11 protein-coding genes and 1 riboswitch are annotated in these 13,594 nt (G+C 55.1%); of the genes, 9 read left to right on the top strand and 2 right to left on the bottom strand.

Annotated features, from left to right (window positions below):
• Nucleotides 1–15 precede the first annotated feature (15 nt).
• The 5 genes from ACTHPM_RS25380 to guaA all read left to right on the top strand — a co-directional run bounded on the left by ACTHPM_RS25380 (nt 16) and on the right by guaA (nt 7,536).
• On the top strand, nt 16–1,302 hold the full coding sequence (locus ACTHPM_RS25380) for a polysaccharide deacetylase (RefSeq protein WP_440398065.1): 1,287 nt from the start codon (nt 16–18) through the stop codon (nt 1,300–1,302).
• A 115-nt stretch (nt 1,303–1,417) separates the two neighbouring features.
• Complete coding sequence (locus tag ACTHPM_RS25375) at nt 1,418–2,407, top strand: AAA family ATPase (protein ID WP_440398066.1); 990 nt, start codon at nt 1,418–1,420, stop codon at nt 2,405–2,407.
• Nucleotides 2,404–3,717 carry a DUF58 domain-containing protein gene (locus tag ACTHPM_RS25370; protein ID WP_440398067.1) on the top strand — a complete coding sequence of 438 codons (1,314 nt, stop codon included), beginning with the start codon at nt 2,404–2,406 and terminating at the stop codon, nt 3,715–3,717. Before ACTHPM_RS25375 ends, ACTHPM_RS25370 begins: the two co-directional genes overlap by 4 nt.
• Nucleotides 3,718–5,919, top strand: a complete 2,202-nt coding sequence (locus tag ACTHPM_RS25365) for a transglutaminase-like domain-containing protein (protein WP_440398068.1) — start codon at nt 3,718–3,720, stop codon at nt 5,917–5,919.
• A gap of 78 nt (nt 5,920–5,997) precedes the next feature.
• Nucleotides 5,998–7,536 carry a glutamine-hydrolyzing GMP synthase gene (gene guaA, locus ACTHPM_RS25360; RefSeq protein ID WP_440398069.1) on the top strand — a complete coding sequence of 513 codons (1,539 nt, stop codon included), beginning with the start codon at nt 5,998–6,000 and terminating at the stop codon, nt 7,534–7,536.
• 170 nt (nt 7,537–7,706) lie between these two features.
• Here the strand turns inward: guaA and ACTHPM_RS25355 are convergent, their stop codons facing one another.
• Nucleotides 7,707–7,970: a hypothetical protein gene (locus ACTHPM_RS25355; RefSeq protein ID WP_440398070.1), complete on the bottom strand. Its 264-nt coding sequence runs from the start codon at nt 7,968–7,970 to the stop codon at nt 7,707–7,709.
• A 135-nt stretch (nt 7,971–8,105) separates the two neighbouring features.
• On the opposite strand from ACTHPM_RS25355, the gene ACTHPM_RS25350 reads away from it, so the two are divergent.
• The 4 genes from ACTHPM_RS25350 (at nt 8,106) to ACTHPM_RS25335 (ending at nt 13,086) form a co-directional block, all read left to right on the top strand.
• Nucleotides 8,106–9,209, top strand: a complete 1,104-nt coding sequence (locus ACTHPM_RS25350; RefSeq protein WP_440398071.1) for an alanine racemase — start codon at nt 8,106–8,108, stop codon at nt 9,207–9,209.
• Between the two features lie 19 nt (nt 9,210–9,228).
• On the top strand, nt 9,229–10,836 hold the full coding sequence (locus ACTHPM_RS25345; RefSeq protein WP_440398072.1) for an N-acyl-D-amino-acid deacylase family protein: 1,608 nt from the start codon (nt 9,229–9,231) through the stop codon (nt 10,834–10,836).
• Nucleotides 10,837–10,882: 46 nt separating this feature from the next.
• A complete protein-coding gene (locus ACTHPM_RS25340) occupies nt 10,883–11,344 on the top strand; it encodes a RidA family protein (RefSeq protein WP_160499152.1) in 462 nt (153 codons plus the stop codon).
• Between the two features lie 111 nt (nt 11,345–11,455).
• A riboswitch (purine riboswitch) is annotated at nt 11,456–11,555 on the top strand.
• A gap of 160 nt (nt 11,556–11,715) precedes the next feature.
• The gene (locus ACTHPM_RS25335) at nt 11,716–13,086 is read left to right on the top strand and encodes an NCS2 family permease (RefSeq protein WP_440398073.1); all 1,371 of its coding nucleotides are present in this window, start codon (nt 11,716–11,718) and stop codon (nt 13,084–13,086) included.
• A gap of 285 nt (nt 13,087–13,371) precedes the next feature.
• On the opposite strand, the gene ACTHPM_RS25330 is transcribed toward ACTHPM_RS25335, so the two are convergent.
• A partial coding sequence (locus ACTHPM_RS25330; protein WP_440421722.1) for a hypothetical protein occupies nt 13,372–13,594 on the bottom strand: 223 nt, incomplete at its 5' end.

Genomic DNA, 13,594 nt, shown 5'->3' with positions numbered 1-13,594 from the left:
GTGGAGGTATTCGTCATGGTTAAATGGTTGTTGCACGGCAAAAAAAGAGTGGTTAGCTGCGTGCTTGTCCTGCTGTTGGTGTTGCTTTTTTCTGTATCGGAAAAGGACTCGTCCTGGTCACTGCCGGCGGCAGACGCGGAGGCTTCGATTCCGTCCGCGGGCATGCAGCAGGTTAAACCGCTCAAAGCGGCAGCCTCTCCCACACCCACAACCAAGCCGGCTTCGGCTTCAAACGGCAAGGTGGTCTACCTTACGTTTGACGACGGACCAAGTGCTTTAACCGGCAGCGTTCTTGATATTTTGAAAAAAAATAACATCCATGCGACCTTCTTCGTGCTGGGAGAGCAGGTCAAGCGTTATCCTGAGCTGCTGCAGCGCATTTTCGAAGAGGGACATGCCATTGGGAATCATACGTATGATCATAATTATACAAGACTTTATAGCGGATTTCCTGTCTTCTGGAACCAGATCAAGGAGACCGAAGAAGAAATATATCAGGTTACCGGCATCCGTCCGCAGCTTGTCAGAGCTCCGGGGGGGACAGCGGGACATTTCGATGATACTTATTTTCGCCTATTGAAGCAAGGCGGATACATCGTGACTGACTGGAATGTGGACAGCGGCGACTCCAAGCGGCGGGGCGTGCCCGCAGCGGAGATTGTGAGGGAGTCTGAAACGCCCGTGAACTCCGATCAGGTCGTCCTGCTGATGCATGACGGAAGCGGCCATGGCGAGAGCGTGAAGGCACTTCCCCAAATCATTTCCTGGTACAAGAGCAAAGGCTATAAGTTCGGCGTGCTGACTCCGGATGCGGAGCCTGTGCAGTTCAAGGTTAACAGCAAGGCGAAGCAGCTGAAGCGGAGCGCGCCGAGCGGGGCATGGGTCGAGTCTCATGTGGCCGGCAATGCTGCGTTGTTCGCAAGCGGGAAGCCTCTCCGGCTCGAAGTAGGTCCGCAGGAAACGACGCTGCAGCCGGGAGAGTACCGCTACGAGAATGGCCGCTACATGGTACCGGTACGCGCAGTGGCCGAGAGGCTCGGGGGAACGGCTATATGGAATGCGAACACGCATACCGTGAATATTGCGCTTACGGCAGACACGGAAACCACGCTGCAAATCGATACCCGGTCTGGAACGCTGTCTGCTATCGCTTCAGGTAAGAAACAGCAGGGAGTGGCAACAACCGTGAAGATTGTGAACGATGCGGTATGGGTTCCGGTCCGTGATCTGTTCGGCAAGGCCGGCTACCTGGATATTTCCGCTTCAGAGAACGGCGAGGAGCGTCGGATTCGGGTGTTCTGATTCTGAATGGCAATCTATTAAAATGAAGGCGCGCATGTCTACTTCCTTTCATTTATGGCGAGACTGATTTCATAGATTCCCTTCGGGAATCCGACTCCCCAATGAATCGGAGGTTATGAAATTGTCTACTTCTTCCATACCACACCAGGACTTCGCGCCTGAACTGCTTGAGCGGGTGGTAGCCCGCGTCGGAACCGTCATCGTCGGAAAGGAAACCCAAATCCGCCTTGCCCTCATGTCCATGCTGTGCGGCGGCCATATTTTACTGGAGGATCGGCCCGGCGTGGGCAAAACGATGCTTGTCCGGGCCCTTGCCGCCTGTCTCGGCGCAAGCTTCGGCCGCATCCAGTTCACGTATGATTTGATGCCTCAAGACGTCACGGGAACCTCCGTATACCGTCAGCATAGCGGAACCTTTGAATTCCGGCCGGGTCCGCTGATGTCGAACCTCGTGCTCGCCGACGAGCTGAACCGCGCCTCGCCGCGGACGCAGTCGGCGCTGCTCGAAGCGATGGAGGAACGCCGGATTACCGTGGACGGCACGACTTACCCGCTCCCGCGTCCGTTCCTGCTTCTGGCGACGCAGAATCCGCTGCAGTTCGAGGGAACCTACCGGCTGCCGGAGGCGCAGCTGGACCGCTTCTTCATGCGGATTCAGCTCGGATATCCGGAGCCGGATCAGGAAATGGAGCTTCTATCCCGCATGCAGGGAGCACATCCGCTGGAGAGGGTTAAGCCGGTCATGCTGGCAGAAGAAATGGTCCAAATGCAGCGCGAGGTGAAGCAGGTTTTCGTGGATGATTCCATTAAGCTGATGCTTGTGCAATCAGCGGATCAATCGAGAAGGCATGCCAAGCTGCAGCTCGGAATCAGCCCCCGGGGAACGCTCGCGTGGATGCTTGCCTCCCAGGCAGCTGCTTATATGGCGGGCCGGACCTACGTCATTCCGGATGACGTGAAGCACACGGCTGTTCCCGTTTTGGCTCATCGGCTGATGCTAAGCCATGAAGCGGTGCTGTCGGGCCTGCAGAGCGAGGAGATCGTGCGAGAGCTGCTGACGCAGCTGGTCCTGCCGCTTGCGGTCCGCAAAGGAGCACGCTCATGAAGCGGCGCTGGACCGAATGGGCGGGAGGTGCTGCCGGGCTTGGCAGCCTCGGGAGTTTGTATGCATGGCATGGTGGAGCTTCGGCTTTGTTCCTCCTTTGTCTGGCGGGATTGCTGGTAATATCAGGTCTGCTGATCCAGTGGCTGGGACTCCGCAGCGCGACGATCACGCGGCGATTGGATGAATCGGTCATTTCGGCAGGGGACACCGCCCGGCTTCGGGTGCGGGTGGAATTCCGCTCATTCCTGCCTGTGCCGTGGCTTGCCGTGGAGGATTACTATACGGGAGGGAGCAGCCGTCAAGTCCTGTTCCCCGGATTTCGGCGCAGCATGGAATATGTCTGCGAGCTCCGCGGACTGCCGCGCGGAGTATATTCCTTTGATGCCTGCCTGCTCGAATGGGGCGGGCTGTTCGGCTGGTTCAGCGGCAGCCGGGTACAGAGATCGGAAGGCAGCTTCCTGGTTCTCCCGAAGCCGCTGCCGATCGGAGACGGGCTTCAGCTGCCCTATGTCCGCTCTCAGGCGGTCATGCAGCCTTGGTTCACGGCAGAGCACGGCAATGGCGCCAAAAGCCCCGAGGTCAGAGCGTACTTGCCTGCAGATCCGCTGAACCGCATTGACTGGAAGAGCTCCGCGCGGCGCGGAACGCTCCATACGTATTTGCCTGAGGATGAACGCGATCCGAATTGCCTCGTCATCCTGGATCGTTCTTTCGAAGGTTACGCCGCGGATAGCGGCACAGAAGAAGAGCGGCGCGCGAAGGCGGGCCACTCTTTCGAAAGGGCCGTTTCGGCAGCCTCTGGCATAGTCGGAGGGCTGATGCGAAGCGGTGTAAAGAGCATGCTTGTATACGGAGCTCCTGCAGCCAGCGGGGACAGCGTGAACCTGGGAGATGGCATGGGAGCTCACGGGGACGGCCGCCGCGAGGCCTATACCCGGCTGCTGGCATCATTGTCTCCGCTCAAGCTGGGCGAAGGCCCGAAGCTGTCATCCCTGATGGAGGACAGCATGCGGCGAAGCGTGCCGGGGACTCGCATGATCGTGATTACCGGCACGCCTGGCGATCAGGCGGGGGAAGCGGCCGCCCGGTTAGCGGCTCATGGAATGCAGGTCGACTTTTATTTCACGTCCATGGGTGATGACCCAAGCGACATGAGTGGCCGACAGGTCGGGCAATCCGGAAAGGGATCTGCTTTTGCGGCTGCGCTTCGGTTGTCTCGCCTAGGTGTGGGAGTTTATGCAGTTCAGCAGGATGCCGTGACTAGAATCGGTCTGGTTGAACCATCATCCCTGGGCGAGGGGGCGGTCTGAGTGGAGAATGTGAAGGATCCGCTTCTGCACCGGATACTGATATCCCTGCCGCTGATGGGGCTGTTCGTGGAATGGCTGCTGCCATTGAAGCCGCTGGATGTAATGGCGGTCAGCAGCGAGTGGTTTGGTGTCATGTATGTGTTCACCGGGCTGTTGCTTATACTCGGGACGGGGTGCCTGAAGTGGACGTTATCGATGCCGTTTTACGGGTTATGCACGATTGGAGCATGGGTATACGTGGTCCGGCTTGGCGGCGAATCCGGATGGCTGTCCGCTCTTTCCCTTCTCGGGCAGGATGCAGAGCTGCTCGTGACGACCGGACAGTTCTCCATGATGAGTCAGACGTCGCGGATGCTGGTGCTGATGATCGGTTGGGCACTGCTCGTATACTCTGTTCAATCCTTGGCCCTTCTGCGCAGCAGCGTCCTGCTGTTCGCAGGCGCAACGCTTCTCTATTTGTTCTGCCTCGAAATGCTGCTGAGCCTGCCGGTATTTGATGACGTCATCCGCACCAGTGCTCTGATTCTGCTGCTGCAAGGAATGGTGCATCTGTCGCGGCTAAGGGAAGAGGGCAGGTCTCCTGCGGAAGGCAAAGCGATGTATCCCGCTTGGGGGCTCTCTCTTGCCGCCGTGGTTCTCCTTCTGGTTGCATGCAGCTGGTCAGCAGGCAGTCTGGCGCAGCCGAAGGCCATGTCCCGGATATCCCTGCAGCAGGCCGCCGAACAGCTGGCGGACTGGGTAAGGACGGGTTACGGCGGCGAGGCAGCCGCGGTGACGGGATACAATTTGTCGGGCGAGGAAGAAGAGATGGGCCTTCCCCTGCATCAGGGCAGCCGCATTTATTTTTCGGCACAGACCCCCGCAGCGACGTATTGGAGGGGAGAAACCTTCAGTATCTATAATGGGAGGAAATGGTCCGAGCCCGAAGGGGAGCTGAAGACGGGCTACGCTCCTGGCGTAACCGCTGGACAAGCCGGTCAACCGGTTGAAGGATTACAACCGATCACACAGCGGATCACATTTGAGCAGCCGATCACGCAGAGCTTCCCGTTGTTTGGCGGGGGAATGATATCGGAAGTCAAAGACATGCAGCTGTCTTCATCAGGTGCCGCTTTGCCGGCGGCGCTGGAACAAAACCCTGAAGCAGGTACAGTCAAGGTCGTTTTGAACGGGGGAGTCCCGCAGGTTGAGGGCTACACGATCAAGGTGAACATGCCGGACAACAGCCCTCAGAAGCTGAGCCGTGTTACCGGACCGGATCCGCAAACGGTAAGAGAGCGTTATTTGCAGCTGCCGGAGGAGCTGCCGGATCGGGTTCGGAGATTGGCTGATGACGTCACGGAGGGGGCGGTGGGCCGCTATGCCCAGGTGGAAGCGGTGAAGAACTACCTGATGGAGCATGAAGCCTATACGCTCGATACGCAGGTTCCGCCGCCGGGGAAGGATTTTGTCGACGACTTTTTGTTCGAGACCCATGCCGGCTACTGCAATCATTTTTCGACCGCGATGACGGTGCTTCTCCGCAGCAAGGGTATTCCGGCAAGGTATGTCAAAGGGTTTGCTCCGGGGAAAGCGGATGTTAACGAGCCGGGGCGATATTTGATCAGCGAAGGGGATGCTCATTCCTGGGTCGAGGTCTACTTCCCGGAGTCGGGCTGGATCCCCTTTGATCCTACCCCTGGACTTTCGCTCTCAGGCAGCACCTCCCGGCCCGTAGCGGCACTGCACCGGTTGTCGGCAGCAGGCGGGGATTATTTTCCTCGGATTGCGACCATGGCGAAGCAAAGCTTCTTCGGAACGCTGACCTGGATGTGGGACAATAAGCTGCTTATTGCTGCCGGATTGACAGTGGCGACCGCATTGACGCTCCTGATTCTTCAACTGACTCCGTGGCTGCGGCTTGCGCCACTCTGGCTCCGGCTTCATATGAAGCGCAGGCAATTCCCCGGGAGGGAGGAGCTTCTGCGCAGCGCATATCCGGTATGGCGGGCTCTCACGCGGCGTTTTGGCGCGGCACCGGCCGGCTTTACCGTCAGGGAATATATGGACAGCCTCCCGGTTGAAAAGGAAGAAATACGCACGCTGCTATGCAATTTTGCCGCCGATTGGGAAATGATAGCTTATGATGAAGGTCCGATGGACCGCAGCCGTTGTATCGCTTACATGCGCAGCTGCCTGCGGATCTCCAAAAAAGTGGCATAAGCTCGCCTTCCCGGTTTCCTTGACGGTATGAATTATCGTTGCGTATAATTAATTTCAACAATTGAGGGAGGCACGTTAATGAACAAGCCAAATGAAATCATCGTTGTCCTGGATTTCGGGGGACAATACAATCAACTTATTGCACGACGCATTCGCGATTTGGGAGTATACAGCGAACTGCTGCCTTATAATACATCTGTCGAGAAAATACGTGAGCTTTCCCCGAAAGGGATCGTTTTCTCGGGCGGCCCGATGAGCGTATATTCCGAAGACGCACCCCATGTGGATCCGGCGATTTATGAACTGGGCGTGCCGATTTTCGGTATCTGTTACGGCATGCAGCTGATGGCCCATCAGCTGAACGGCAAAGTCGAACGCGCGGCTAAGCGCGAGTACGGCAAAGCGGACTTGGAGTTCGCTCCGGACACCACACTGACTCAAGGTCTTGAAGCTAAACAAACCGTTTGGATGAGCCACGGGGATCACGTGGTCGAGCTTCCGGAAGGATTCAAGCTGGACGCAGGTACCGAGTCGGCGCCGATCGCGGCGATGAGCAACCTGGACAAGCAGCTGTACGCGGTTCAGTTCCATCCGGAAGTGCGCCACTCCGTTAACGGCAACGAAATGATCCGCAACTTCCTCTACGAAGTGTGCCATTGCGACGGCAACTGGACGATGGAAACCTTCATCGATGACGCGATTCGCGATATCCGCGACCAGGTCGGCGACCGCAAGGTGCTGTGCGCGCTGAGCGGCGGCGTGGATTCCTCGGTCGTAGCGATGCTGATTCATAAAGCTATCGGCGATCAGCTGACTTGCATGTTCATCGATCATGGTTTGCTGCGCAAAGGCGAAGCCGAAAGCGTCATGGAAACCTTCGTAGGCAAATTCGACATGAAAGTCGTGAAGATCGACGCACAAGAGCGTTTCCTCAGCAAGCTTGCCGGCGTGGACGATCCTGAGAAAAAACGCAAAATCATCGGCAACGAGTTCATTTACGTATTCGATGAAGAATCCGCTAAATTTGACGATTTTGATTTCCTGGCGCAAGGTACACTCTATACGGACATCGTAGAAAGCGGAACGGCAACGGCCCAAACGATCAAATCGCACCACAATGTCGGCGGACTTCCTGAAGACATGAAGTTCAAGCTCATTGAGCCTTTGAAAACCCTGTTCAAGGACGAAGTGCGCAAGGTCGGCGAAGAATGCGGCCTTCCGGATGAAATCGTGCATCGCCAGCCATTCCCGGGTCCGGGTCTTGCCATCCGCGTGCTGGGCGAAGTTACGGAAGAGAAGCTCACCATCGTGCGCGACTCGGATTACATTCTGCGCGAAGAGATCGCCAAGGCGGGACTCGACCGCGAAATCTGGCAGTACTTTACTGCTTTGCCTAACATGAAGTCCGTTGGCGTTATGGGCGATGCCCGCACGTATTCCTACACCGTAGGCATCCGCGCGGTGACCTCCATCGACGGCATGACCGCCGACTGGGCGCGCATTCCATGGGATGTGCTGGAGAAAATCTCAGTGCGTATCGTCAACGAAGTGGATAACGTCAACCGCATCGTGTATGACGTGACCTCCAAGCCGCCTGCAACGATCGAGTGGGAATAGGCTCGGCGAATATAACCGGAAATTACAAAATCCGTTTTCCTCATCCGAGGGAAACGGATTTTATGTTTTTCACGGTCATTAATTCGCCTAAGCGCAAAAAGACTGCTCCCGCCGGATAAATCCATCGGTGCAGCCTTTTAGAATACAGTAGGCGACATTAGAGTCACAGATTACCTCTTGATGTTGGAATTGTCCGCGGTCAAATCTTCGCCGGGATATTCCCGCCCCTCGTCTTCATGGAGCTCCAGATTTTCGTTGCCAAAGCGATGGGGACCGTGCTGCCCTTCACGCCATGGGGAGCTTTTGCCGATGGACTCGGCTGCCAGGCTGGAACCGTAGGGGCCTTCCGGAAATTCCTCGGGGATCAGATCGTTATGCTGCGACTGCACGGTAGACACATCGTTGTTTTCAATGCCGGAATCCGGTGTATGCATGCTTGAAGCACCTGCCTTTCCTGTATGGTAATGTATCCATTTCGTTGATTTTTATTATTTAACCCCTGATCTCCTTTCATATATCGTATATAATGGGGCTGAGCACCATCACGTCGAGAGGGGGAAAGTTAAAGCGTGTTAACTACAGATTCGCTGGAAACACCTTGCATTGTCGTTGATGAACAGATCGTGCAGCGCAATATGGAGCACATGGCAGACGTCGCTGCCCGGAATCAAGTGAAGCTTCGTCCGCATATCAAAACGCATAAAATTCCAGAGTTTGCATTGCGGCAGCTTGCCGAAGGAGCCGTGGGCATTACAACGGCAAAGGTAAGCGAGGCCGAAATTATGGCGCAGCACGGCGTTGAGGATATTTTTATCGCCTACCCGGTGGTTTCGCCTTCCAAAATCAAACGGATTATCACCTTGGCAGAATCCGTCAATATCATTGTCGGGGTGGAAAGCATCGAGGGAGCCAAGAATCTCTCCAAGGAAGCATCCGATGCGGGTGTAACGCTGGCAGTCCGACTTGAAATCGACACGGGGCTTGCTCGCACAGGGGTATCGCCGGACAAGGCCGTGGAACTGGCCCTCCAGATCGCCGCGCTCCCCGGGCTTGACCTTAGCGGCATCTTCACCTTTAAGGGGGCTGTCTTCGAAGGGGCGGGTACGCTGGATCTGGAAGCCGCCGGTCTGGAGGAAGGCCGCATCATGGTCGACACGGCGGAGAAGATCCGTGCGGCCGGCATCGCCATCCGCGACGTCAGCGTCGGTTCCACGCCTACGGCTCCTTATGCAGCGGCAGTGAAGGGCGTGACTGAAATTCGTCCGGGAACCTATATCTTTTACGACCGGATGCTTGCCGTTATGGGAGCCTGCAGCAGGGACGATTGGGCTGCGAAAGTGCTTGTTACGGTTGTAAGCGTTCCCGCCGAAAACCGCCTCGTCGTGGACGGGGGAAGCAAAACCTTTGCGACGGACGTCCAGCCAGGCCAGCATCCGCTCCATTTGAAGGGCTTCGGTGAGGTGATCGGCCATCCGGACGCCGTATTCGAGAAAATGAACGAAGAGCATGGCATGATCCGCACCGACGGCCCGCATGGGCTTCGTGTGGGAGACCTCATTGAAATCGTTCCGAATCATATTTGCCCGACGATTAATTTGCATAATGAGATTTATGTTTCGAAAGAAGGCGTCATTCGGGCCGTACCTGTTCTGGCAAGAGGGAAATTGGCCTAGGGAAGCGGGGGAAAGGCAAATGCTCGATATCATTATTGAAAACGGCAGACTCGTGGACGGCACGGGAAACCCGTGGTATTTTGGACAGCTGGGCATCAAGGACGGTATGATCACCCATGTGGGCAGAACCGATGTCGAAGCTTCGGAGCGGATCGATGCCAAAGGGCAGGTAGTCGCTCCCGGATTCATTGATGGGCACTGCCACTCGGATCTGCTGATCTTGGACCAGCCTGAAAGCGAATTCAAGATGCAGCAGGGCGTCACGACGGAAGTCGTGGGGAACTGCGGCCTGGCCCCGGCACCCTATTTCAAAGACCGGGCCGCAGAGCTAAGAAGCTACATTGAGCCTGTCATCGGACGGACCGATTGGCCTTGGCCATGGGAGAACATCGAGGAATATTTGCAGCACTTGGCCAAGTCGCCCGCATCCGAAAATGTATCCACGTATGTGGCGCACGGCGCCCTGCGCATTTCGGTCATGGGTTTTGCGAACCGTCCGGCTACGCAGCATGAGATGAACCGGATGAAGGAGCTGCTTGCGGCCGGTCTGAAGGCCGGCGCGATCGGCCTTTCAATCGGGCTTCTGTATGCGCCGGGCAGCTACACGCCCAAAGAGGAGCTGGCGGAGCTGTGCAGGATCGTAGCTGCCTACGGTGGTCTCTTCTCCACGCATATCCGCGGCGAGGGCAATAATCTGCTCGCTTCCATCCGGGAGGTCATCTGGATTGCGGAGCAGAGCGGCGTGTCCCTGCATGTCAGCCACCTGAAGGCGGCGGGCCGCATCAACTGGGGACAAACGCAGAATGCCATCGCCTTGATTGATGAGGCAAGAAGCCGGGGGATGGACGTAACCTGCGACGTTTATCCTTACTCCGCCGGGTCGACGACGCTGACGACCGTACTGCCGCCATGGGTGCTGGAGGGTGGAATCGAGGCGACGCTGCAGCGGATTGCCGATCCTTTGATCCGGAGGACCATCAAGGAAGAGCTGCGGGAAGAGCAGACGACCTGGGACAATCTGGTGTGCTCGACCGGCTGGCAGAGCGTCTTCGTCTCGTCGGTGCCGTCAGCCGCAGGCAAACTGCTGGAGGGCAAGCATATTCAGGAGATCAGCGAGCTGTGGGGAATGGATCCGGAGGACGCTGCCCTAGAGCTCTTGGCGAGAGAGAACGGGCAGGTATCGATCGTCTATTTTCATATGTCGGAGCAGGATGTCAGGGAAGTGATCCGTTATGATTATTCCTTGATCGCATCGGACAGTCTGGGCTGTGTCACCGGCAAGCCGCACCCGCGTTCCTACGGGACCTTCCCTAGGCTGTTCGCGGAGTATGTCCGCAATCACAAAATACTGACGCTGGAGCAGGCTGTGCGCAAGGTAACCTCCTATCCGGCTCAACGCTTCAAGCTTGGCAAGCGGGGGCTGCTCGTTCCCGGCTATGCGGCGGATATCGTTATTTTTGATCCGGAAACCATCGCCGACACGGCTACATATCAGGATCCGATTCAGTACCCGGCAGGCATATCGGCCGTGCTCGTCAATGGACGGACAACGATGGAGCATCAGCAGCATACGCATGAACGTCCGGGGATGTTTATCCCGGTACAGCACTGCTGCCGCCATGAATGAAATGAACTGTCTTTTGGAAACAAACACGATAAGGAGATGAATACGCATGGCTAAAATCGAAAAAATACTCGAAGAAAAAGGGATCGTTCTCGAAAAGGTGCCCGTTCCCGTGGCGGAATACGTTCCGGCCAAAACCGTAGGCAATCTGGTATACACCTCCGGCAACGACTGCCGCATCAACGGCGTGCTGAAGTATACGGGTAAGGTTGGGAGCGACTTGACGGTTGAGCAAGGATACGACGCAGCCCGCCAAGTCATGATTAACCTGATCTCGGTACTCAAAGAGCATCTGGGAGATCTGGACCGTGTGAAGCAGGTCGTTAAAATGCTGGCATTCGTCAACTCCGCGGACGGGTTCGTCGAGCAGCCGTACGTTATAAACGGGGCATCCGAACTGCTGGTGGAGGTTTTTGGCGAAAAAGGTAAGCACGCGCGTTCCGCCATTTCGGCTAATGAGCTGCCGTTTAATACGCCCGTAGAGATCGAATTGATCGTTGAAATCGAATAGGAATCGATAATTCCCAGAAATTCCGAACGTTAAGTATATCCATTTGTTTGAATATTCGTTTTTTCTATTGACAATTTTCGTCCGTCTCCCTAGAATAAATGTTGTGAGAAACGACAATAAATAAATCTTTTTCGTATAATCCCGGGAATTGGCCCGGGAGTTTCTACGAGATCACCGTAATGATCTGGCTACGAAAAGAAGAGACGACGGATAACCTGCCTGCCCTCGGAGCACCTTAACATTAAGGCCATCCTTTTCGGGCGCATGCACGGACAAGCTCTCTTTCTTTTATGCATAATGCCTGTGGATCGAATGCGGTCTGCAGGCTTTTTGTCGTCCTGACTCAATTATCTAAGGGGGATTCATGAACAATGGAGCGTTTCTTTAAGTTAAAGGAACACGGAACGAATGTAAGAACAGAGATCATTGCCGGACTGACGACCTTTATGGCAATGGCGTACATCCTTTTCGTCAACGGGTTGTTTCTGGGGGAAGGCGGCGCAGGCATTCCGAACGAAGGGGTATTCTTCGCGACGGCTGTGGGTGCGGGTCTGGTTACGATCGTCATGGGATTGTTCGTCAACATTCCAATCGCCTTGGCGCCGGGCATGGGGCTTAACGCTTACTTTATGACGGTGGTTTTGAGTTCGAATGGTGCAATAAGCTGGCAGGCGGCACTCGGCGCGGTCTTCATCTCGGGTATCATTTTCATCATCCTGACAGTAACCAAGGTTCGCCAAATGCTGCTCGTGGCCGTTCCTCAAAACTTAAAAAGCGCCATTACGGTTGGTATCGGTTTGTTTATCGCCGTGGTCGGCTTCAAACTGAGCAACCTGATCTCCATTTCGGTCAATGCGGGCACCGATGCGAGCAAGCCGATTGGCGGTGGAAGCTTCAATCTGATGCTCAGTGATTTCTTTACACATAAGGATGCTCTTCTTGCTTTGATTGGCCTCTTGTTTATCGCGGTACTCATGGTGCTTCGTGTCAAAGGCGCACTTCTGATCGGTATCGTGGTGACAACCCTGATCGGCATTCCGATGGGTATCACGGATTTGAGCGGACTGACACATGCGAACTGGCTTCCTTCCTTCTCCAACCTGGCTGTGGGTCAGCTGGATTTGAAGGGTGCATTCCATATTGGGTTGTTTGATATCGTATTTATCTTCACTTTCGTTGAGTTGTTTGACACGTTCGGCACATTGGTGGGCACGGCAACCCGGGCAGGCTTGATGAAGAACAAGGAAAAAGGCGAGAAAATCATCGGTAAAGCCATGCTGGTTGACGCTGCTGGCGTCAGCGCGGGTGCGGTTCTCGGTACAAGCACCGTGACTTCCTTCGTGGAAAGCGCAGCAGGCGTTGAAGCAGGCGGACGTACGGGTCTTACCGCGGTAACGACCGGCATCTTGTTCATTCTCTCCTTATTTATCGCTCCGCTGGCGCTGGTTGTTCCATCGGCAGCTACGGCTCCGGCACTTATTATTGTCGGCGTGCTGATGATGAGCCAGGTCCGCAACATTGAGTGGGACGACTTCTTTGAAGCATTCCCTGCGTTCCTGACGATCGTTCTGATGCCTTTCACAGGCGGTATCGCCAACGGTATTTCGGCGGGTATTATATCCTACGTGATTCTGGGCATCTTCGCGAAGCTTGTCATGAAACGCGACGTAAAAATCCATTGGCTCATGTGGGTACTTGCATTAATTGTCATTATCCGGTTTGTGTTCTTAGGTTCTGAATAACTTATATCTTATATATAGAAGAAACAGGGGCGTTTTCCTCTTGAGTGTGAGAGGGGGGCGGCTCTGTTTTTATGTATATATAAGATTGAAGCAGTTTAAAAAAGCGGAGAGTGCCGAGTGACCAAAGGGGAGCAGGATTCTACTGCGGAGCTCCAAGCATCGGGTAAAGCTGCGTCATAAAGTCCTGATCAACTGATTTGTGGTTCATGTTAACCAAGAATCGAATGGAGCGACCGCGTAATTTTTTTAATATAATGGTTGCGTTATTTAATGTGGCATGGTATATTATATTTCCGGCCAAGAAAACACGATAAAGTGAATTCGGAGCAAGCGAAAAGCTTCAAAAAAGATTTTAAAAAAAGCTTGCATAAAATAACCGGACATGATATAATATAAAAGTTGTCGCCGATGAAACACTTTGGTGGTGACAGAAAAGAATTTGATCTTTGAAAACTGAACAACGAGTGAGAAAAGGCTTTGCTTGCAAAGCCGATCGCGAAGCAAATTG

Origin of the sequence: Paenibacillus sp. SAFN-054, from assembly GCF_051966755.1 — a bacterium.
GTDB lineage: Bacteria > Bacillota > Bacilli > Paenibacillales > Paenibacillaceae > Paenibacillus_AQ.
This window is presented reverse-complemented; position numbering and strand designations above follow the sequence as displayed.

Excerpts from the sequence above, each read along its gene's own strand:
- ACTHPM_RS25380 (WP_440398065.1), top strand. The coding sequence starts at position 16 with ATGGTTAAATGGTTGTTGCACGGCAAAAAAAGAGTGGTTAGCTGCGTG.
- ACTHPM_RS25375 (WP_440398066.1), top strand. The coding sequence starts at position 1,418 with ATGAAATTGTCTACTTCTTCCATACCACACCAGGACTTCGCGCCTGAA.
- ACTHPM_RS25370 (WP_440398067.1), top strand. The coding sequence starts at position 2,404 with ATGAAGCGGCGCTGGACCGAATGGGCGGGAGGTGCTGCCGGGCTTGGC.
- guaA (WP_440398069.1), top strand. The coding sequence starts at position 5,998 with ATGAACAAGCCAAATGAAATCATCGTTGTCCTGGATTTCGGGGGACAA.
- ACTHPM_RS25355 (WP_440398070.1), bottom strand. The coding sequence starts at position 7,970 with ATGCATACACCGGATTCCGGCATTGAAAACAACGATGTGTCTACCGTG.
- ACTHPM_RS25345 (WP_440398072.1), top strand. The coding sequence starts at position 9,229 with ATGCTCGATATCATTATTGAAAACGGCAGACTCGTGGACGGCACGGGA.
- ACTHPM_RS25340 (WP_160499152.1), top strand. The coding sequence starts at position 10,883 with ATGGCTAAAATCGAAAAAATACTCGAAGAAAAAGGGATCGTTCTCGAA.
- ACTHPM_RS25335 (WP_440398073.1), top strand. The coding sequence starts at position 11,716 with ATGGAGCGTTTCTTTAAGTTAAAGGAACACGGAACGAATGTAAGAACA.